The following is a 19,157-nucleotide window of genomic DNA, read 5'->3' as shown; positions in this document are numbered from 1 at the left end:
TCCCTCAAAGCACTGTTAAGTAACTTGGAAGGAGGTTTTCAGGTTCCATTAGGCAAACGTGCAGAATGCATTTCCTGTCAGGCCGGCGCAACCAGCTTTCTGTAGAGATGCCATGTCGCGTGCCCGAGGATAGGCATCACCAGTGCCAGGCCCACAAAAAGCGGGATCGTGCCGATGACGAGCGCTGCCGCGACAATGAGGCCCCATAGGAAAACCGGCACCGGATTGCGGACCGTCGCGCGGATGGAAGCCGCCATCGCAGCGACCAATCCTACGTCGCGATCAAGCAGTAGGGGGAACGTGACGACTGTGGTCGCCAGGACGACAATGGCGAAGACCAAGCCCAGAAGATTGCCCCAGATAATCAGCTGCATTCCCTGAGGCGTGCTGAAAATCTGCGAGAGGAACACGCCGATCGATCGCGGGAAGACATCTCCGAACAAGCTCGTGTAAAGTGTCTGCGCTGCCACCAGCCAGACGATGAAAAAGCCGAACAACAGCAATCCGCCGACGATGATGGACGGCAAGGCCGGCGAGTGCCTGACTTCGAGCGCATGTTTCCATGAAGTATCGAGCCCAGCCTCGCGGCGGCGGCTGATTTCGTAGAGCCCGATCGCGGCAATTGGCCCGACCAGCGCGAAACCCGACATCAACGGGAAGATTATCGGCAGGAGGTTGGCATCCGATGTCGCCAGCGCAAGGAAAATGCCGGCGATCGGGTACATGAGGCACAGGAACACGTAATGGGAAGGCTTCTCGCGAAAATCATCGATGCCGCGCCGCAGCGCGTCGAACACGTCCGAGATACTGATTTTGTTGATGGCAAGGCGTGCGTAGCGCTCGCCGGCTCCTGTCATTACATGAAATGCCGTCATGGCTTTCTCCTCCGTGAGCCGATCAACCGGCGGCGGAAAAGCATCGGCCATAACTCAGCCGACCCGAGAAACCGCAACCGGCAATGGCGCGATGATAACTAATTTAGTGGCTGTTGTCGCCTTTCCCTTGACAGAAGGGCCAAGCTTTCTCACATCGGCGGCATCATGAAAGCGTCTGACGTAGATATTCTCATCATCCCGGGCTATACGAATTCCGGTCCGGAGCACTGGCAAAGCCGCTGGCAAGCGAAGCTCAGCACGGCGCGGCGCGTCGAGCAGGCGGAATGGTCGAAGCCGGTACGCGACGATTGGGTGGCACGCATCGCCGAGGAGGTGAATGCCTCCACGCGCCCCGTCGTTCTTGTCGCTCATTCGCTCGGCATCCCCTCGGCGATCCATGCAATTCCGCATTTCAGGAACAAGGTGGCAGGCGCCTTTCTCGTGGCGCCGCCCGAGGTCACCAACCCGAATATCCGCCCAAAGCATTTGATGACGTTCGGCCCCTACCCGCGCGATCCGCTGCCATTCCCTGCGATCATGGTGGCGAGCCGCAACGATCCCTTCGGCAGCTACGAACACGCGGACGACATTGCCGCAAGCTGGGGCTCGTTTTTGATCGATGCCGGCGAGTCCGGCCATATCAACGCCGAGTCTGGCCATGGCCCATGGCCGGAAGGGACGATGGTCTTCGCGCAGTTTTTGAGCCGGCTGAAACCGTAACCTGTGGACATCCCAAGATTGAACAGCATTTCGGGACCCGCTTAAGAATTATTTTATTGAATGACTTCAGACTACCAGAACGCGAAATTCAGCGAGACGCCGTTTGAAGCAGCAAGAAAAGAAAAGCGCGAGCAAGGCTGACAGCAAGCCCAAGGCTTCGGCAAAGCGGATGCAGGCGCGGGATCCGTCCGATCTGGCCGATCGGGAGAGCCGCTGGAATTACGCCCTCGTCGGCTCCGGGCTTGGCGTCTGGGATCACAACGATCGCACCGGAACCAAATACTATTCCGACACCTGGAAAGAAATCCGCGGCATGCCCGTGGACGAAGATTACCAGGGGAACTACGAGGAGTGGCTGACGCTTCTTCATCCCGATGACCGCGATTACGTCATTGAAGCCATCCCGAAGCAGATCGCCGGCGACCCGGACTATCACGTCTTCGAATACCGCGAACGCCACAGGCAGGGCCACTGGGTTTGGATCGAATGCCGCGGCGCCTGCGTGGAATGGGACGAAAGCGGCGCCCCTGCCCGCATCGTAGGCACGGACACGGACATCACTGCCCGCAAGCGATCGGAGGAAATGCTCGAACAGCTTTCGCGCAGGCTCGATCTTGCACTCGAAATCACGCGGATCGGCGTCTTCGAAGCCGATCTCGAGGCCGGAATGGTGGAATGGGATGATCGCCTCCTGACGATGTACGGGGTCGAAGGGACGCCACGCATAAAGCGCGCCGAAGAATGGGAGCAGGCGCTGCATCCCGACGATCGAGAGTGCACGCTGAACAGCCTCAGCGAAAGCCTGGAAAAGGATCGCGGTCTGCTGCAGGAGTTTCGCATCATCCGAGGCGACGGCGCCGAACGGGTCATTCGCTCCCGATCGGCCTTCTTCCTTGATGCGGAAGGCAAGCGAAAGTTGGTCGGCGCCAGCTGGGATGTCACCGAAGAAGTCAATCTTCGCAACGATCTGCAGAAGGCCAAGGAGCTGGCGGAAGCCCGCAATCAGGAGCTCGAAGCCGCCCGGGCAAGCATCGAACACCTGGCTCTTCATGACTATCTCACCGGTTTGCCAAACCGGCGTTATCTCGACCGCATGCTCGATGAACGCGCCGCCACGTGCCGCGAGAACGGCCTGACGCTCGCGGTCCTGCATATCGATCTCGATCGCTTCAAGCAGATCAACGACACACTCGGTCATCGTGCAGGCGATGCGATGTTGAAACACGCAGCCAAGTTGCTGAAGGGGTGCGTACGCTCCACCGATTTCGTTGCCCGTATTGGCGGGGACGAGTTCGTCGTGCTCTGTACGATCGACAGTGCGTCCAAGAAGCTTTCCAACATCGCTGTCCGCATCATTCGCGAGCTCAACAAGCCCGTTCGCTACGAGGGGCACGACTGCCGTTTCGGCGCCAGCATCGGCATTGCCGCCGACGGCGGCCCGGAGCTCGACCCGAGGCAACTGCTGCTCAATGCCGACATTGCGCTTTACCGGGCCAAAGCCTCAGGCCGCAATCGGCATGAGTTCTTTTCAAAGGACGCCCGCCGCAACATCATCGCCGTCAAACGGCTATCGGACGAGATACTGCTGGGACTCGAGCGCGACGAATTCATTCCCTACTATCAATTGCAGTTCGATGCCCGCACGCTGGAGGTCGCCGGAGTCGAGACGCTCGCCAGGTGGCGGCATCCGGAGCACGGACTGCTCGCACCCGACCACTTCCTGACGATAGCCGAAGATCTCGATGCCGTTTCGACGATCGATGCGCTTATCCTTGAAAAGGCGCTCGCCGATCGGGCCGGCTGGGCCGAGGAGGGTTTCGTCACGCCGAAAATCTCGGTCAATGTCTCCTCACGGCGGCTGGCCGATCCGGGCCTTGCCAAGAAGCTGCGGGCTCAGAAAATCGAACCGGGCGTCGTCTCCTTTGAGCTGCTGGAATCCATATCGCTCGACGACTGCGATGACGCGGTCCTTGCCAATCTGCGGCAATTCCGCAAGCTTGGTATAGATATCGAGATCGATGACTTTGGGACAGGTCGCGCCTCGATCGTCAGCCTGCTCAAGCTCAGCCCGCGCAGACTCAAGATCGATCGGGAACTGATCCGCATGCTGCCGCAATCGGCCGAGCAAAGAAAACTTGTCCGCTCGATCATCGACATCGGCCGTTCGCTGAACATCGGCGTTACTGCCGAGGGCGTCGAAACGATGGATCATGTCCGCATCCTTCGCGATCTCGGCTGCGACACGCTGCAGGGCTATGCATTGGCCCGGCCGATGCCGGCCTCGCAGGTTCCGGCTTTTGTACGCGAAGAACACTGGCGGCAGGGCGAAACCGCCTCTCGCCGCCCCAAAGGCGCCGCCCGCCAGCCGCTCAATGGCAGCCGCGCAAATAAATCCGCATAAGCGGAGAGAACGGCTTTGATTCCACAGGTTCACGAAAAACTGTAAACTTGTCTTAGAAAATCTTCGATTCTCTTGAGCGGCGTTCCTAAATATCAGGAATCCGGGGAAGGAATGACAGGCACATTGTGAAACTCTCCCTTTTCCTTTATGGGGACGCCACGAGATCGATCCACTTGCGCCATCCCAAGAGCGCCAACGATAGAGAACAATTAAAATGAACCGTCGCCGCCGTATCTACGAGGGCAAGGCCAAGATTTTATATGAGGGGCCGGAACCCGGCACGTTGATCCAGTTCTTCAAGGACGATGCCACGGCTTTCAACAAGAAGAAGCATGAAGTCATCGATGGCAAGGGCGTTCTGAACAACCGTATTTCGGAATACATTTTCAGCCATCTGAACAAGATTGGCATTCCGACCCATTTCATCCGCCGGCTCAACATGCGCGAGCAGTTGATCCGCGAAGTGGAAATGATCCCGCTAGAGATCGTCGTGCGCAATGTCGCTGCCGGCTCGCTTGCCAAGCGCCTCGGCATCGAAGAAGGCGTGGTGCTGCCGCGCTCGATCATCGAGTTCTACTACAAGTCGGATGCGCTGGACGACCCGATGGTTTCCGAAGAGCACATCACGGCCTTCGGCTGGGCGAACCCGGCAGAGCTCGACGACATCATGGCGCTTGCGATCCGCGTGAACGACTTCATGACCGGCCTCTTCCTCGGCGTCGGTATCCAGCTTGTCGATTTCAAGATCGAATGCGGTCGCCTCTTTGAAGGCGACATGATGCGCATCATCCTCGCCGATGAGATTTCGCCCGACTCCTGCCGCCTCTGGGATATCGAAACCCGTGAGAAAATGGACAAGGACCGTTTCCGCCGCGATATGGGCGGGCTTCTCGAAGCCTATTCCGAAGTCGCGCGCCGCCTCGGCATCATCAACGAAAACGAGCCTGTGCGCGGCACTGGCCCCGTTTTGGTCAAGTAAACGTTCTGGTCAAAGACAGGGAAGAAGAAGTGATCAAGGCTCGTGTAACCGTCACGCTGAAAAACGGCGTTCTCGATCCGCAGGGCAAGGCAATCGAAGGCGCCCTTACCGGCCTCGGCTTCGCCGGCATCGGCCATGTCCGCCAAGGCAAGGTGTTCGACCTGGAGCTCGAAGGCGCCGACAAAGCGAAGGCTGAGGCTGACCTCAAGGCCATGTGCGAGAAACTCCTCGCCAACACGGTGATCGAGAACTATACTATTTCTCTCGACTGAAGGTTGCGGAGAATGCGTTATGGCCGAGGTGACCCAAGATTTGATGTATGAGCTTCTTAAAAAGCTCAATCAGCGCTTCGACAAGGTTGACCATGCGATTGGTGAACTTCGGGCTGATAACATGACGCTGCGTAATCAGCTTCATGTTCTACAGGGTGACGTGAACAATCTCCGCGCAACTTTTGGACATATAGAGCACCACCTGGATTGCATAGAAAATCGTCTCGAACTTCGAGAATTGGCAGAAGCACAAGCAAGGTTTGAACCGCACCCATGAAATCAGCCGTCGTTCAACTTCCGGGCCTCAATCGCGACCGCGACATGATCGCCGCGCTCACCAAGATTTCCGGCAAGGCGCCGATCACCGTTTGGCAGACTGAGACCGAGATTCCGGATAGCGTCGACCTGATCGTCATACCGGGCGGCTTTTCCTATGGCGACTATCTCCGCTGCGGCGCGATCGCCGCACGCATGCCCGTTATGCAGGCGATCATCGACAAGGCTCAGAAGGGCGTAAAGGTACTTGGTGTCTGCAACGGCTTTCAGATCCTCGTCGAAGCGGGCCTCCTGCCCGGCGCGCTGATGCGCAACGCCTCGCTGAAGTTCGTCTGCCGCGAAATCAAGCTTGAAGTCGTCAACGCTGATACCGACTTCACCCGTGCCTATGCCAAGGGCCAGATCATCCGCTCTCCGGTTGCTCACCACGACGGCAACTATTTCGCGGATGCCGAAACGCTGGCGGCGATCGAAGGCAACGGTCAGGTGGTTTTCCGCTATGCGGAAGGCACCAACCCGAATGGTTCGATGAACGATATTGCCGGCGTGATGAATGCCAAGGGCAATGTGCTCGGCATGATGCCGCATCCGGAAAACCTCATCGAGGCCGCCCATGGCGGTTCCGACGGACGCGGCCTGTTTGCTTCGGCGCTCGACGTAATCGCTGCTTAACCTTCGCCGCGTAAGACGCACTCAACAGGTTCACCGGAGCAGATTGATGCGTCTTTCCACGAATATCGCAACCGTCGCAACTATCAGTGCGATGGGCTTTCTGGTTTCCTCGTGCCAGTCCCATGCGCCGTCTTCGGGCCCTGCTCGCGATGCGCTGTCGACGATGGAGCGCGTTGCGGTCGGCGCCAATTCGTGCTGGTTCAAATCCGGCGACGCTGCCTTCGCAGCCTACCGCCTGGCGCCGGAGCTGACTTCCTTCTCCGGCCGGCCGCGCATCCTGGTCGTCCATAAGAACACTCCGGAAGGCAGGCCGCTGCTCGTTGTCCAGGCCGAAGGCAACCCTGCCCGGCTGCAGGCATTCGGTCCGATGATGTCCGAGCCGGTAGCCGGTCGCATTGCCGCCGACGTGACCCGATGGTCGGGTGGCGGCAAGGCTTGCCGTTGATCAATCCCAAAAGAACGACTTGCTGACTTCCTTGGCTGCATCGGCGGGCTCAAGGCCGATATCGCGTAATTGCCAATCCGACATCTCCCGCAGGACCCTGCGCCCTTGGCGTTTCTCGCTCCAGGAAGACAGCCTTTCTAGGATTCTCGCCAACAGCGTCCGCTGCCGGATGATGCCTTCCAACTTGTCCCGCTTGTTCACAGGCACAATCGTTACAATGCTCTGGTCGATCTTCGGTAAGATGGACATCGCCGTCTAAAATCCGTGCCGTTGCTGATGATTGATTCATATCCTTGACAGCCGAAGGGTGACAATCTATCGAATTGTTACCATGACAAATTGGCTCCCTGATCTATCACGCGGCTCCGGCCCGGTTTATATGCGTCTGGCGGATAGCATCGAATCCGCCATTGCCGCGGGCACCCTCGCCGCAGGCAGCAAATTGCCGCCGCAGCGGAACCTCGCCTATGACATCGGCGTGACGATTGGCACCGTCGGCCGGGCCTATGCCCTCGTTCATGAACGTGGCCTCGTGGCGGGCGAAGTCGGCCGCGGGACCTATGTGCTTGATCGGGCGCAGACGCCGCCGAGCGAGCAGGCCGATCCGTTGACGATTTCGCTTGGCGGCACACGCGTCCTCGACGCGCCGGCGGACAAGATCCGGTTCGACACCACCGCAGCACCCGATCTCGGCCAAGGCAGGATCATCGGTCAGATCCTGGCGGAGATCGGCGAGCAGAACATTTCCGAAATCTCGTCCTACTCTCGCAAGTTCCCGCGCAACTGGTTCCAGGCCGGTCGGCAATGGCTGGCACGAAACGGCTGGACGCCTCAGACGGAGAATATCGTTCCGACGCTCGGCGCGCACGCGGCAGCCATCTCCATCATTTCCGCGGTGTCCTCGCCCGGTGACAAGATCGTCTTTGAAAACCTGAGTTACACGCAGGTAAGCCGCAGCGCCCGCCTGCTGGGGCGGCGAACGATCACCGTCGATTCGGATGAGAACGGCGTCCTTCCCGATGATTTCGAGCGCCTGTGTGTCCAGCAGCATCCGAAACTCGCCTTCCTGATGCCGACGGCGCACAATCCGACGCTGGCGACCATGCCGTACGAGCGCCGCGCGGCGATTGCGGCAACGGCCCGCAAGCATGGCGTCTGGCTCATCGAAGACGACCTCTACGGCGGCATGACCGGCGACGAAACACCATTGCTTACCTCGCTTGCGCCGGATCGTACCTTCCTCGTCAACGGGCTTTCGAAATCGGTCGCTGCCGGCGTCCGCGGCGGATGGGTCGCCTGCCCCCCGCATTTCGCCCAACGCATCAAGGTCACGCATAAGATGATCACAGGGGGCTTGTCGTTCATTCTGGCGGAGACTTGCGCGCGTCTCGTGGAAAGCGGCAGCGCGCACGCCATGCGCAAGGCAAGCGTCACGGAGCTTGCCGCACGCGAGCGGCTAGCTCGTGAATCGCTGGATGGCTTCGATTTCGAATCGCATCCGCATGTTCCCTTCCTCTGGCTGAAGCTTCCGGACCCCTGGATGTCCGGTACCTTCAAGAACGCAGCCTTCCGCGACGGCGTGCTTGTCGATGACGAGGATGAGTTCAAGGTCGCCCGCGCGGACAGGGTCTATCACCGCGTGCGCATCGGCTTCTCCTCATCGAAGAGCAAGGATGAACTTAAAAACGGCCTGATCATTTTGCGGAGCCTTCTTGAGGGCGGCGGTTCGGCGTATATCGGCGAAATCTGATGCTGCGGCAAATTGGAGTCACGAAGACAAAACGTCGACCGCACACTGGATCGCGCTTCGACTCATGCTAACACTTCCTCATTGTGCGGAGTGAGGAGAGCGGCGGATGGCGATACTTGATCGCGACTGGGTATTGCGTACCATGGCTATCGTCTTGTTGGCGCTGCTGGCCGACATCACCGAGGTCTCGGCATCCGCCTATGCGCAGGACCAGATCTTCGATGAGTTGCGCTTTGGCGCCTCGACCTCGATCCAGGGCGGCCACGAGCGGGAAGACGGCATCTTTCCGGAAGTTACCGTCTTTTTCGATCCGTTTGGTGCCGATTCCGCCACGACCTGGACCCAGACGCTTGTGCGCCCGCGTATCCATCTCGGTACGTCGATTGGAACGGAGGGTGAAGCGACCCAGTTCTTCACCGGCTTTTCCTGGACTGCCAACTTTACCGATAAGCTTTTTGCCGAGGCCGGTTTCGGCGGCGTCATTCACACTGGCGAACTCGACAAGAACGACGATGGCCCCGCGCTCGGCTGCCGCGTGTTGTTCCACGAGTATATCGGCGCGGGCTACCGTTTCGACAACCACTGGAATGTCATGGCGCAGGTTGCCCATTCCTCGAATGCAAATCTTTGCGACGGCCCCAATGAGGGCATGACCCGCGCGGGCGTCCAACTCGGGTACAAATTCTAGGCACTTGCAGCATTAAAAGGCCTGCCGCCCGCTGTTTGTTGACGGCGGGCATTTTCCTGTCGCGCGCCGCCCTTACATAAGCTAAAGACACCGCAAACGCGCAACGGCAGGGACTTTCGAGAACTCATGACCATATCCAATACCCGCCCGATCACCCCCGAACTCATCGCCAGCCACGGCCTGAAGCCGGATGAATATCAGCGGATACTGGAACTGATCGGGCGCGAGCCGACGTTCACCGAACTCGGCATATTCTCGGCCATGTGGAACGAGCACTGCTCCTACAAATCCTCGAAAAAATGGCTGCGCACGCTGCCGACCAAGGGTCCGCGCGTCATCCAGGGTCCCGGCGAAAATGCCGGCGTGGTCGATATCGATGACGGCGATTGCGTCGTCTTCAAGATGGAGAGCCACAACCACCCGTCTTACATCGAACCCTATCAGGGTGCGGCGACCGGTGTCGGCGGCATCCTGCGCGATGTCTTTACCATGGGCGCCCGCCCGGTCGCCGCCATGAATGCCCTTCGTTTCGGCGAACCTGACCATCCGAAGACCCGCCATCTCGTTTCCGGCGTCGTTTCAGGTGTCGGCGGCTACGGAAATTCCTTTGGCGTTCCAACCGTCGGCGGCGAGGTGGAGTTCGATGAACGCTACAACGGCAACATCCTCGTCAACGCCTTTGCGGCGGGTCTCGCGAAGTCGAACGCAATTTTCTACTCCAAGGCCGAAGGCGTCGGCCTTCCGGTTGTCTATCTCGGTGCCAAGACCGGCCGTGACGGCGTCGGCGGCGCGACGATGGCCTCGGCGGAATTCGACGAATCGATCGAGGAAAAGCGCCCGACGGTTCAGGTCGGCGACCCCTTCACCGAGAAGTGCCTGCTCGAAGCCTGCCTTGAGCTGATGCAGACCGGAGCCGTCATCGCCATTCAGGACATGGGGGCCGCCGGCCTCACCTGCTCTGCGGTCGAAATGGGCGCCAAGGGCGACCTCGGCATCCTGCTCGAACTCGACAAGGTTCCGGTTCGCGAAGAGCAGATGACCGCTTACGAAATGATGCTCTCAGAAAGCCAGGAGCGCATGCTCATGGTTCTCCGTCCCGAAAAGGAAAAGGAAGCCGAGGCGATCTTCCACAAGTGGGGCCTCGATTTCGCAATCGTCGGCACGACCACGGACGATCTGCGGTTCCGCGTCGTCCATCAGGGCGAGGAAGTCGCCAACCTGCCGATCAAGGACCTCGGCGACCAGGCGCCGGAATACGACCGTCCGTGGCGCGAGTCCGGCAAGCGCGCTCCCCTTCCCGCGGAACTCGTTGCTGCACCGGAAGATTACGGCCAGGCGCTGCTCAAGCTCGTCGGCTCGCCGAACCAGTCGAGCCGCCGCTGGGTCTACGAACAGTACGACACGCTGATCCAGGGCAATTCGCTGCAGCTTCCGGGCGGCGATGCGGGCGTCGTCCGCGTCGAGGGCCACCCGACCAAGGCGCTTGCCTTCTCGTCCGACGTGACCCCGCGTTACGTCGAAGCCTGCCCGTTCGAAGGCGGCAAGCAGGCCGTCGCCGAATGCTGGCGCAACATCACTGCGACCGGCGCCGAGCCGCTGGCAGCAACGGACAACCTCAATTTCGGCAATCCGGAGAAACCGGAAATCATGGGCCAGTTCGTCGAAGCCGTGAAGGGCATCGGCGAAGCCTGCCGTGCGCTCGACTTCCCGATCGTTTCCGGCAACGTGTCGCTCTACAATGAGACGAACGGTGTCGCGATCCTGCCGACGCCGACGATCGCAGGCGTCGGCCTACTGCCCGACTGGAAGGCGATGGCCCGCATCGGCGGAGCCGCCGAAGGCGATCAGTTGATCCTGATCGGAACCGACGGCAGCCATCTCGGCTCCTCGATCTATCTGCGCGACATCCTCGGCAGCAGCGATGGCCCGGCACCGGACGTCGATCTTTTCGCGGAACGCCGCAACGGCGATTTCGTCCGCTCGGTCATCCGCAACGGCCAGGCAACGGCCTGCCATGACATCTCCTCGGGCGGCCTGGCCCTGGCGCTTGCCGAAATGGCGATGGCAACGGGCAAGGGCATGCATGTCACGCTTGCCGAAGGCAAAGGCGCCCCGCACGCGCTCCTCTTCGGCGAGGATCAGGCGCGCTATGTCATTGCCGTCAAGGCGGACGTCGCCAACTTCATCTGCGCCAATGCGGAAGGTGCTGGCGTGCCCTTCCGGCGCCTGGGAACGGTGACCGGCAGCGAACTCGTTATCGATGATCTGCTCTCGCTATCCATTCAGGAATTGCGCAGCGCCCATGAATCGTGGTTCCCTGATTTCATGAATGACGCCGCAGCCGTTATCGCTGCGGAATGATGCGCAAGGAGTAAACGATCATGCCAATGAAGCCCGGCGATATCGAAGACATGATCAAGGCCGGGATCCCCGGTGCCAAAGTGACGATCCGCGACCTCGCTGGCGACGGTGACCACTATGCCGCCGAAGTCGTGGCCGAAGCCTTCCGGGGCAAGAGCCGCGTACAGCAGCACCAGATGGTGTACGAGGCGCTGAAGGGAAACATGGGTGGCATCCTGCATGCGCTGGCGCTGCAGACATCGGCCCCCGATTGATGCTTCGAGAATAGCCCGGTCACGAGCCGGGCATTTTCTGCAGTCCGCCGTCGGCGAAACGAGCGGCGGGTACAGGCCCGGCTGTCAGCAGCGTGAAGTCGAAGGCTGCCTTCAGATCCGGTCCCAGCACATACTGCCGGTGCACCCGAAGAAAATCCCTCTTGATCTTCCTGTAATGATCGGACGTCAGCATCTGCTTGACGCGGATGAACTGCATCGTCGCCTGCGGCGCGTCCGGATGTCCCGCCGCCGCAACAACCGGTACCTTGTAAAAGTGAATGGCGTCCGTCAGGCATTGCACGTCGAGCCAGAAGACGGATCGGCAACGCGCGATCAGCCCGACGCGCGCTCGCAAGGTCTTTGCCGACGAAAGCAGCGCGCATTGCAGCACTGCCGAACCGAGTGAAGCAAACACGACCTTCTTGCCCTCGAAGATCGCCGGCTCCTTTTCGAGCAGCGCTCCGATCACGTGCGCGGCCGCGCTCGAACCCATGCTGTGCGACGAGATTACATATTCGTCGGCTTCCTCGCGCAGCGCCTCTCGCACGGCTGCCGCACAACGCTCGAGCCATTCGTTGAATTCGGGGCGATCCATCCGGGCGAGCGCAACCGCCATTTCCCAATCCGAGAACAGATGCAGCGTGTAGAAGCGCTCTGCGAACGGCAGGAAGAGATAGACGAAGAAGGCCGCAGCCCCCGGCAGGCTCCATGCAAGATGCCAGGCCGGGAGGCCGAAGCCCGCCGGCGCGAGCGCAATCGTCACAGCCAGAAGCAGACCGAGCAGCATCAGCAGAAACGGAAAGATGAAGAAAAGACCGAAGCGCCACGCATGACGGAAATACCCGGCCAATCCGCCGTCCGCAACGATGCGTCCGCAGGCGACAAAGCCGTCGAGCATGCGCTTGGCCGTCGACTTCGCCCGAAGGTGCTGCACCAGCACGTCATGATCGAAAACATGAACCTTGCTCACCGTCTGCCACAGGTGGGAGGCGGCATCCACATCGAAGCTGCTGAACCCGTGGAACGCATTCAATTCGCTGACCTTTGCCCCGAAGCCCCAGACTTTTCCGCTCTGGCTCGCCGTTCGTTCGTAACGCATCCGATGGGCGTTGCCATCCAAAGGCTCGAAACCGGGGAAGTGAAGCACCACCCTCTTCTTGATCAATTCCACAAAATATCTTTCCGGCAGGCTCGGGCCTTACCAATTCGCAATCGCGCATGCATCTGAAATACGGAGGAAAAAGCTCCGAAGCGCTGAAGGCCGCTTGCTAACGGAAAGCATCAGGAATTCAATAGCCAGGCAACGCTTTTGGTGCAGGAGGGTTCATGGCCGATATCGTAAAGGAACTGGTGAGTGGCGTGGTGGAAAGCGTGCTCAAGGAGATCCTCAAGAAAACGACAGGCCGCACCGCAACGAAGCGGAAGAAGCGTCAAACGCGCTCACCCACGACCGGCCGCTTCGCGCGCAAGGCCGCAACCGCAAAGCCCGCCAGAAAGCAGGTCAGCAAGCGGCGCACCGCCGCCGGCCGCAGCAGGCAGCGCAGCCGCTAGTTTTCCAGCTCCTATCGCCGCGGCAGTCCCGGAAAAGACACGTTCTTTTTTGGTCGGGGCGGGTGGAATTTGAGCCAGCGCATGCTATTTAAGGCTAGCGATTGAAACGGCGGGCCTTTAACTCGCCTGTTGAAAGGATTAGGTCTCATGAGCGGTATCAACGAATTCATCGACAACGAAGTCAAGACGAACGACGTCGTCCTTTTCATGAAGGGCACGCCGCAGTTTCCGCAGTGCGGTTTCTCCGGCCAGCTCGTCCAGATTCTCGACTATCTCGGCGTCGATTATAAGGGCGTCAATGTGCTCGCCGATTCGGAAATCCGCCAGGGCATCAAGGATTATTCGAATTGGCCGACGATCCCGCAGCTTTATGTGAAGGGCGAGTTCATCGGCGGCTGCGACATCGTGCGGGAAATGTTCCAGGCCGGTGAATTGCAGCAGCACTTCCAGGAAAAAGGCGTCGCGCTTCGCGGCGCCGCCTGACAGGTCACCGGGCGTCCGCCCGGTTTCCATATTTGTTCTAATTTGAGTCCGAGGCGCTGTGCTGAACAGCGCCTTGACCTGTTTATGGGAATTGCATTGTGACACATTCATCACAAGCCGTGTCCGCGGGCCAGAAGCCCATGGGCAAGCGTGAATTTATCGCGCTTGCGGCCTTCCTGATGGCGACCAATTCGCTGGCGATCGACATCATGCTGCCGGCTCTGCAGCAAATCGGCGCCAATCTGGGCGTCGAGAGCGAAAACCATCGTCAATTCGTCGTCTCTGCCTATCTCCTCGGTTTCGGCGGCGCCCAGCTTCTTTTCGGGCCGCTTTCCGACCGTTTCGGCCGCCGCCTGCCGCTTCTCATCGGTTTGGTGATCTATATCGCATCGGCGATTGGAATCGCTTTCATTCCGTCTTTCGCCGGCTTGCTCGCGTTGCGCCTCATCCAGGGCATCGGGTCGGCCGCAACGCGCGTCATCACGATTTCGATCGTCCGCGACATCTACGGCGGCCGGCAGATGGCAGAGGTCATGTCGCTGATCATGATGGTTTTCATGATCGTCCCGGTCATCGCGCCGGGTAGCGGCCAGGTCATCATGCTCTTTGCTAGCTGGCACATGATCTTCGTGTTCATCGCCGCGTTGGCGGCCATGATCGGCGTCTGGGCCTATCTACGCCTGCCGGAAACACTCGATCCGCGCAACGTCCGGCCCTTTACCGCCCGCTCCGTGCTTGGCGGCTTCAAGCTTGTCCTGACGAACCGCATCGCGCTCTGCTACACGCTCGCCACCACCTTCATTTTCGGCTCGCTGTTCGGCTTCATCAATTCCGCCCAGCAGATCTACGTCGGCATCTACGATCTTGGCGTCTATTTTCCCTTCGCCTTCGCCGGTGTTGCAGCCTTCATGTCGATATCGTCCTTCCTGAACTCGCGCTTCGTCGGCAAATTCGGCATGCGGCGCCTGTCGCATGCATCGTTGCTCGGCTTCCTCACCGTCAACACCATCTGGATGATCGTGCAGGTGTCGAGCTCTGAACCGATGCCCTTCTTCCTCTTCATCACCTTCTTCGGCCTTGCGATGTTCCATTTCGGCTGGATCGGCTCGAACTTCAACTCGCTAGCAATGGAACCGCTGGGTCATGTGGCAGGCACCGCCTCCTCCGTTCTCGGTTTCATGAGCACGGTCGGTGGGGCAATCATCGGAGCAGGTATCGGCCAGGCCTACGACGGCACTGCGCTGCCGATGGTTGCCGGCTATTTCACCGTGTCGATTATCGGGCTCGTATTCGTCCTCATCGCGGAAAAAGGTCTTCTGTTTCAGCCGCAAAACTCGCCTGCCTGAGCGGGCCATTTTTACAATGACAGGATTTCAGAAATGACGCCGCAGCATAAGCCGCATATTGAAAATCAGGGCTCCAGCAGGATCGGCATGGGCTTTGCGGAATTTGTGATCACGATCGCCATCATGACTGCCAGCATCGCCATGGCGATCGACAGCATGCTGCCGGCGCTGCCTGCCATCGGCCATTCGCTGGGCGTGATGAGCACCAATGACGCGCAGCTGGTCATCGGCGTCTTCTTCTTCGGCTTCGGCATCTCGCAGATCGCCTTCGGCACGCTCTCCGATACTTTCGGCCGCCGCAAGATCCTGCTTGGCGGCATGGCCGTCTATGTCGTCGCCATGTTCGCCGCTGCCTGGACCAGCAGCTTCCACATGCTGCTCGTCATGCGCTTCATCCAGGGCATCGGCGGCGCAGCGGTCCGCATCACCACGATGTCGATCGTGCGCGATTGCTTCGGTGGCCGCGAAATGGCGCGCGTCATGTCCTTTGTGATGATCGTTTTCATGATCGTACCGATCGTCGCGCCCTCCGTTGGCCAGTTGATCATCACCTACGCCGACTGGCACTGGATCTTCATTCTGCTCGGCATCGTCGGCTCGATCCTCTTCGTCTGGGCGCTGCTGCGTCTCAAGGAGTCGCTGCCTGAGGACGAGCGCATGCCGCTCTCCATCGGCTCGGTCGTCGACGGTTTCAGAACCGTCCTCACCAACCGCGTCACCTGCGGCTACATGATCGGCCTGACGATGTTCACGGGCGTCATCAGTGCCTATGTGATCTCTGTCCAGCAGGTCTTCGGCGAGGTCTATGGCCTCGGCGACTGGTTGCCGATCGCGTTCGCGGCAACGGCGGGCGGCATTGCGGTCGCTAACTTCGCCAACGGCTTCTTTGTCCGCGTCTTCGGCATGCGCCGCATCTCGCACACCGCGATGGTTCTCTTCACGATCGTTTCGGCTTTCGGCTATGTCATGGCGCTCGATACCAGCGTCAATTTCGCGCTAGACTACGCTCTGTTCTCGGTCCTGCTGATGATGTTTGCGGTCATCGCGACCAACTTCACGGCGATCAGCCTGGAGCCGATGGGCAACCTTGCGGGCACGGCAACCGCCATCACCGGCTTCGTCTCGACGACCGTCGGAGCGTTGCTCGGCGGCACCGTTGGCCAGCTTTTCAACGGGACCGTTCAGCCGCTTTTCGGCGGCTTCGCTGTCTTCGGTGCGATCAGCATCGTGGCGACGCTATGGGCTGAGAAGGGCAAGCTCTTCACCCACCCCGGCGACAGCCCGCAGCTCGAGCCGGGCGCCGCACACTTCTAAAAGAAAGCCCGCCGATCTGGCGGGCTTTCTTTTAGATGGTGAAGACCTCGCGCCGCAGCAGCTCCCAGGACGCCCTGTCCGCCGCGACTAGCAATCCGCCGTCGACATGGTGCGGCAGGTAGGGCGTTCCATCGAAGCGCGCCGCGTAGGCGCCCGCCTCCTGGCAGATCAGCGTGCCCGCCAGATGGTCCCAGGGCATCAGCTTGTTGTACATGAGGTAGTGCACGTGCCCCGACGCAAATGTCCGGTATTCATGCGCTGCGCAGCGGTAGTTCGCAAGGAAGCGAACCTTCGCGAGGTTTGCTAGGATTTCCGCACGCCGCTCCTTTTGCAGATAACCGACCGATGCCATGCCGACCATTTGTTCCAGCGGAACCGGAGCCGCCACGGAAAGCCGCTCCGCCTCGCCTTCCGGCCGCCGCAGCCAGGCACCGCCGCCCTTTTCCGCCATCACCCAATCGTCACCCATCGGGTCATAGATGATGCCGGCAACGGTTTCGCCCCGCGACACCACCGACGCCATGACCCCGAAGGCGGGAATCCCGGAGGCGAAATTGAACGTGCCATCGACCGGATCGACGACGATCGCAAGCTCGGCTCCCTGCAGCTTTTCGAGCAGCGCCGGGTCGGCCGCGACCGACTCCTCGCCGATGAACACCGCTTGCGGCCAGAGCCGCGCGGCCTCCGCCTTCATCATCCGCTCGGCCTGCTCGTCGGCTTCCGTGACGAGATCGGTCGCCTCGGTCTTGACGCGAACATCGCCGCTTCCGAGCCGCCGGAAGCGCGGCAATATCTCGGCCTTCGCCGCCCGCCGCAGGAGATCGGCTAGCGTCGTCACATCAACTGTCGAAGTCATGGCATTTCCTTGCTTGGGAGGAGCGTCCAGTTACTCGCCCTTTGGCGACACTTCTGTGACCGTCAGGCTCGAAAAATCGAAAAGCTTCGGATCGAGCAGGTGCGAGGGGTTCACATGCGCGAGCGCTCGCAGCATCGTGTCCTTGCGGCCCGGCATGCGCCGCTCGATATCGGCAAGCATGTCCTTCATCGCGTTACGCTGCAGGCCGTCCTGCGAACCACAGAGATCGCAGGGTATGATCGGAAACTGCATCGCCGCCGCAAATTTCGCCATGTCGTCTTCGGCGCAATAGGCGAGCGGCCTCAGTACCATGAGGTTGCCCTCATCGTTGAGCAGCTTTGCCGGCATCGAGGCAAGCCGCCCGCCGTGAAAGAAGTTCATGAAGAAGGTTTCGAGGATATCCTCGCGGTGATGGCCGAGAACCAGTGCATCACAGCCCTCTTCCTTGGCAATACGGTAAAGATTGCCGCGGCGAAGACGCGAACAGAGCGAGCAATAGGTTGCGCCCTCCGGCACCTTCTCCTTCACGATCGAATAGGTGTCACGGTATTCGATGCGGTGCTTGACGCCGATCTTGGTCAGGTAGTCCGGCAGCACATGCTTCGGAAAATTCGGCTGGCCCTGATCAAGATTGCAGGCAATCAGTTCCACCGGCAGAAGGCCGCGCCATTGCAGGTCGAGAAGCAGCGCCAGCAGCCCGTAGGAATCCTTGCCGCCCGAAAGGCCGATCAGCCAGCGCTTCTGGCCCTTCAGCATGTCGAAATCGTCGAAAGCCTGACGCACTTGGCGGAGCAGGCGCTTGCGCAACTTGTTGAACGAGACGGAACGCGGCGCATCGGCAAAGAGCGCATGGCCGATCGAGCCATCCTCGCGCGTGTCAAAATCATCCGCAATATTCGCTGCGATGTTCATGGTCCCATCCAAATCAGCTACGGCCCTGCCTTAGCAGAAAGCCAGAGGCATACACAGCATCAATCGCCGAAAACCGACCAGCCGGTGCGCGCCGCCAGCATTTCGAGCGCCAGCGAGCCAAGCTGCGAGTTGCCGACCTTGTTCAAACCAGGCGACCAGACCGCGATCGACGCAATCCTCGGCGCCACCGCAAAGATGCCGCCGCCGACGCCGCTCTTGCCGGGCAGGCCGACATGATAGGCAAAGTCGCCTGAACCGTCATAGTGCCCGCACATCAACATCAGCGCATTGATGCGCCGCGCCCGCTTCGGCGAAACGACCGAATGCCCGGTCATCGGATTGCTCCCGCGTGCAGCGAGAAACAGTCCCGCTTTCGCAAGCTGCTCGCATGTCATCGCCAGAGCGCACTGGTGGAAATAGACACCGAGCACATGCTCGACAGGATGATCGATATTCCTGTAGGCGCGCATGAAATTGGCGAGCGCGAAGTTGCGGTAGCCGGTCTGCGTTTCGGACTTCGCCACCTTGTCGTCGATCGTCACCGACTCGTCGTCGGCAAGGTAGCGTACAAAGCGCAGCAATTCGCCGATTGCCTCGCGCGGCGCGTGGCCGGCCATGACGACGTCGGTGACGGCAATCGCGCCGGCATTGATGAATGGGTTGCGCGGGATCCCGTGCTCGTGCTCGAGCTGCACGATGGAGTTGAAGGACGAACCCGACGGCTCGCGGCCGACCCGCTTCCACAGCCCCTCGCCTACCTTGCCGAGAGCCAGCGTCAGCATGAAGACCTTGGAAATGCTCTGGATGGAGAACGGCACGGCCGCGTCGCCGACGCGATAGATGTTCCCGTCGACCGTGACGATCGCCATGCCGAATTGCTTCGGATCGACCTTGGCCAGTTCCGGAATGTAATCCGCGACCGTGCCTTCGCCGATGCGGGGCGTCAGATCCTTGTAGATGCTGTCGAGGACTGCCTGCAAATCCACCATGGCTTCTCTCCAG

At 60.2% G+C, this 19,157-nt stretch carries 21 protein-coding genes; 15 read left to right on the top strand and 6 right to left on the bottom strand.

The features are described from left to right. Positions 1–77: 77 nt before the first annotated feature. On the bottom strand, positions 78–875 hold the full coding sequence (locus HGP14_RS17645; RefSeq protein WP_168831152.1) for a DUF2189 domain-containing protein: 798 nt from the start codon (positions 873–875) through the stop codon (positions 78–80). A 165-nt stretch (positions 876–1,040) separates the two neighbouring features. Here HGP14_RS17645 and HGP14_RS17640 point away from each other — a divergent pair, with 165 nt between their 5' ends. From HGP14_RS17640 to HGP14_RS17610, 7 genes are all read left to right on the top strand, one after another. Next, a complete protein-coding gene (locus HGP14_RS17640) occupies positions 1,041–1,595 on the top strand; it encodes an RBBP9/YdeN family alpha/beta hydrolase (RefSeq protein WP_168831151.1) in 555 nt (184 codons plus the stop codon). 169 nt (positions 1,596–1,764) lie between these two features. Next, positions 1,765–3,996 carry a putative bifunctional diguanylate cyclase/phosphodiesterase gene (locus HGP14_RS17635; protein ID WP_168831301.1) on the top strand — a complete coding sequence of 744 codons (2,232 nt, stop codon included), beginning with the start codon at positions 1,765–1,767 and terminating at the stop codon, positions 3,994–3,996. A 214-nt stretch (positions 3,997–4,210) separates the two neighbouring features. Then, the gene (purC, locus tag HGP14_RS17630; protein ID WP_168831150.1) at positions 4,211–4,975 is read left to right on the top strand and encodes a phosphoribosylaminoimidazolesuccinocarboxamide synthase; all 765 of its coding nucleotides are present in this window, start codon (positions 4,211–4,213) and stop codon (positions 4,973–4,975) included. Between the two features lie 29 nt (positions 4,976–5,004). Next, positions 5,005–5,247: a phosphoribosylformylglycinamidine synthase subunit PurS gene (gene purS, locus HGP14_RS17625; RefSeq protein ID WP_168831149.1), complete on the top strand. Its 243-nt coding sequence runs from the start codon at positions 5,005–5,007 to the stop codon at positions 5,245–5,247. Between the two features lie 19 nt (positions 5,248–5,266). Next, positions 5,267–5,524, top strand: coding sequence for a hypothetical protein (locus tag HGP14_RS17620; RefSeq protein WP_168831148.1), 258 nt, complete (start codon positions 5,267–5,269; stop codon positions 5,522–5,524). Then, complete coding sequence (gene purQ / locus HGP14_RS17615) at positions 5,521–6,195, top strand: phosphoribosylformylglycinamidine synthase subunit PurQ (RefSeq protein ID WP_168831147.1); 675 nt, start codon at positions 5,521–5,523, stop codon at positions 6,193–6,195. The genes HGP14_RS17620 and purQ overlap by 4 nt, the downstream gene beginning before the upstream one ends. A gap of 46 nt (positions 6,196–6,241) precedes the next feature. Beyond that, positions 6,242–6,640, top strand: a complete 399-nt coding sequence (locus HGP14_RS17610; RefSeq protein WP_168831146.1) for a hypothetical protein — start codon at positions 6,242–6,244, stop codon at positions 6,638–6,640. Here the strand turns inward: HGP14_RS17610 and HGP14_RS35550 are convergent, their stop codons facing one another. Continuing rightward, positions 6,641–6,841, bottom strand: coding sequence for a DUF1127 domain-containing protein (locus tag HGP14_RS35550; RefSeq protein ID WP_312862144.1), 201 nt, complete (start codon positions 6,839–6,841; stop codon positions 6,641–6,643). Between the two features lie 130 nt (positions 6,842–6,971). On the opposite strand from HGP14_RS35550, the gene HGP14_RS17600 reads away from it, so the two are divergent. The 4 genes from HGP14_RS17600 (at position 6,972) to HGP14_RS17585 (ending at position 11,693) form a co-directional block, all read left to right on the top strand. Then, complete coding sequence (locus HGP14_RS17600; RefSeq protein WP_168831144.1) at positions 6,972–8,390, top strand: PLP-dependent aminotransferase family protein; 1,419 nt, start codon at positions 6,972–6,974, stop codon at positions 8,388–8,390. Positions 8,391–8,532: 142 nt separating this feature from the next. Beyond that, positions 8,533–9,078, top strand: a complete 546-nt coding sequence (locus HGP14_RS17595; protein WP_409527087.1) for an acyloxyacyl hydrolase — start codon at positions 8,533–8,535, stop codon at positions 9,076–9,078. 126 nt (positions 9,079–9,204) lie between these two features. Continuing rightward, positions 9,205–11,439: a phosphoribosylformylglycinamidine synthase subunit PurL gene (purL, locus tag HGP14_RS17590; RefSeq protein ID WP_168831142.1), complete on the top strand. Its 2,235-nt coding sequence runs from the start codon at positions 9,205–9,207 to the stop codon at positions 11,437–11,439. Between the two features lie 20 nt (positions 11,440–11,459). Then, entirely contained in the window at positions 11,460–11,693 is a 234-nt protein-coding gene (locus HGP14_RS17585) for a BolA/IbaG family iron-sulfur metabolism protein (protein ID WP_007789538.1), read from the top strand. 19 nt (positions 11,694–11,712) lie between these two features. Here HGP14_RS17585 and HGP14_RS17580 read toward each other — a convergent pair whose 3' ends face one another. Further along, positions 11,713–12,864 carry a hypothetical protein gene (locus HGP14_RS17580; RefSeq protein ID WP_168831141.1) on the bottom strand — a complete coding sequence of 384 codons (1,152 nt, stop codon included), beginning with the start codon at positions 12,862–12,864 and terminating at the stop codon, positions 11,713–11,715. A 155-nt stretch (positions 12,865–13,019) separates the two neighbouring features. Here HGP14_RS17580 and HGP14_RS17575 point away from each other — a divergent pair, with 155 nt between their 5' ends. The 4 genes from HGP14_RS17575 (at position 13,020) to HGP14_RS17560 (ending at position 16,387) form a co-directional block, all read left to right on the top strand. Continuing rightward, complete coding sequence (locus HGP14_RS17575; protein ID WP_168831140.1) at positions 13,020–13,244, top strand: hypothetical protein; 225 nt, start codon at positions 13,020–13,022, stop codon at positions 13,242–13,244. 147 nt (positions 13,245–13,391) lie between these two features. Then, positions 13,392–13,727, top strand: a complete 336-nt coding sequence (gene grxD / locus HGP14_RS17570; protein ID WP_168831139.1) for a Grx4 family monothiol glutaredoxin — start codon at positions 13,392–13,394, stop codon at positions 13,725–13,727. A 140-nt stretch (positions 13,728–13,867) separates the two neighbouring features. Then, positions 13,868–15,073 (top strand): multidrug effflux MFS transporter, encoded by a 1,206-nt coding sequence (locus HGP14_RS17565; RefSeq protein ID WP_168831300.1) that lies wholly within the window; start codon positions 13,868–13,870, stop codon positions 15,071–15,073. Between the two features lie 33 nt (positions 15,074–15,106). Next, complete coding sequence (locus HGP14_RS17560) at positions 15,107–16,387, top strand: multidrug effflux MFS transporter (RefSeq protein WP_168831138.1); 1,281 nt, start codon at positions 15,107–15,109, stop codon at positions 16,385–16,387. 31 nt (positions 16,388–16,418) lie between these two features. Here the strand turns inward: HGP14_RS17560 and HGP14_RS17555 are convergent, their stop codons facing one another. Genes HGP14_RS17555 through HGP14_RS17545 form a run of 3 tightly spaced genes read right to left on the bottom strand, consistent with a single transcriptional unit; the run spans position 16,419 to position 19,144 of the window. Beyond that, a complete protein-coding gene (locus tag HGP14_RS17555) occupies positions 16,419–17,243 on the bottom strand; it encodes an inositol monophosphatase family protein (RefSeq protein WP_168831137.1) in 825 nt (274 codons plus the stop codon). Between the two features lie 30 nt (positions 17,244–17,273). Further along, a complete protein-coding gene (gene ttcA / locus HGP14_RS17550; RefSeq protein WP_168831136.1) occupies positions 17,274–18,155 on the bottom strand; it encodes a tRNA 2-thiocytidine(32) synthetase TtcA in 882 nt (293 codons plus the stop codon). Between the two features lie 59 nt (positions 18,156–18,214). Beyond that, a complete protein-coding gene (locus HGP14_RS17545) occupies positions 18,215–19,144 on the bottom strand; it encodes a glutaminase (protein WP_168831135.1) in 930 nt (309 codons plus the stop codon). Between the last annotated feature and the right edge of the window lie 13 nt (positions 19,145–19,157).

This window comes from Rhizobium sp. P32RR-XVIII (genome assembly GCF_012641395.1).
GTDB lineage: Bacteria > Pseudomonadota > Alphaproteobacteria > Rhizobiales > Rhizobiaceae > Rhizobium.
This window is presented reverse-complemented; position numbering and strand designations above follow the sequence as displayed.

Coding starts and splice junctions, on each gene's coding strand:
- HGP14_RS17560 (WP_168831138.1), top strand. CDS start 15,107: ATGACGCCGCAGCATAAGCCGCATATTGAAAATCAGGGCTCCAGCAGG.
- HGP14_RS17600 (WP_168831144.1), top strand. CDS start 6,972: ATGACAAATTGGCTCCCTGATCTATCACGCGGCTCCGGCCCGGTTTAT.
- HGP14_RS17575 (WP_168831140.1), top strand. CDS start 13,020: ATGGCCGATATCGTAAAGGAACTGGTGAGTGGCGTGGTGGAAAGCGTG.
- HGP14_RS17555 (WP_168831137.1), bottom strand. CDS start 17,243: ATGACTTCGACAGTTGATGTGACGACGCTAGCCGATCTCCTGCGGCGG.
- purQ (WP_168831147.1), top strand. CDS start 5,521: ATGAAATCAGCCGTCGTTCAACTTCCGGGCCTCAATCGCGACCGCGAC.
- HGP14_RS17610 (WP_168831146.1), top strand. CDS start 6,242: ATGCGTCTTTCCACGAATATCGCAACCGTCGCAACTATCAGTGCGATG.
- ttcA (WP_168831136.1), bottom strand. CDS start 18,155: ATGAACATCGCAGCGAATATTGCGGATGATTTTGACACGCGCGAGGAT.
- grxD (WP_168831139.1), top strand. CDS start 13,392: ATGAGCGGTATCAACGAATTCATCGACAACGAAGTCAAGACGAACGAC.
- HGP14_RS17620 (WP_168831148.1), top strand. CDS start 5,267: ATGGCCGAGGTGACCCAAGATTTGATGTATGAGCTTCTTAAAAAGCTC.
- purC (WP_168831150.1), top strand. CDS start 4,211: ATGAACCGTCGCCGCCGTATCTACGAGGGCAAGGCCAAGATTTTATAT.
- HGP14_RS17635 (WP_168831301.1), top strand. CDS start 1,765: ATGCAGGCGCGGGATCCGTCCGATCTGGCCGATCGGGAGAGCCGCTGG.
- HGP14_RS17585 (WP_007789538.1), top strand. CDS start 11,460: ATGCCAATGAAGCCCGGCGATATCGAAGACATGATCAAGGCCGGGATC.
- HGP14_RS17595 (WP_409527087.1), top strand. CDS start 8,533: ATGGCTATCGTCTTGTTGGCGCTGCTGGCCGACATCACCGAGGTCTCG.
- HGP14_RS17545 (WP_168831135.1), bottom strand. CDS start 19,144: ATGGTGGATTTGCAGGCAGTCCTCGACAGCATCTACAAGGATCTGACG.
- HGP14_RS17565 (WP_168831300.1), top strand. CDS start 13,868: ATGGGCAAGCGTGAATTTATCGCGCTTGCGGCCTTCCTGATGGCGACC.
- purL (WP_168831142.1), top strand. CDS start 9,205: ATGACCATATCCAATACCCGCCCGATCACCCCCGAACTCATCGCCAGC.
- HGP14_RS17640 (WP_168831151.1), top strand. CDS start 1,041: ATGAAAGCGTCTGACGTAGATATTCTCATCATCCCGGGCTATACGAAT.
- HGP14_RS17645 (WP_168831152.1), bottom strand. CDS start 875: ATGACGGCATTTCATGTAATGACAGGAGCCGGCGAGCGCTACGCACGC.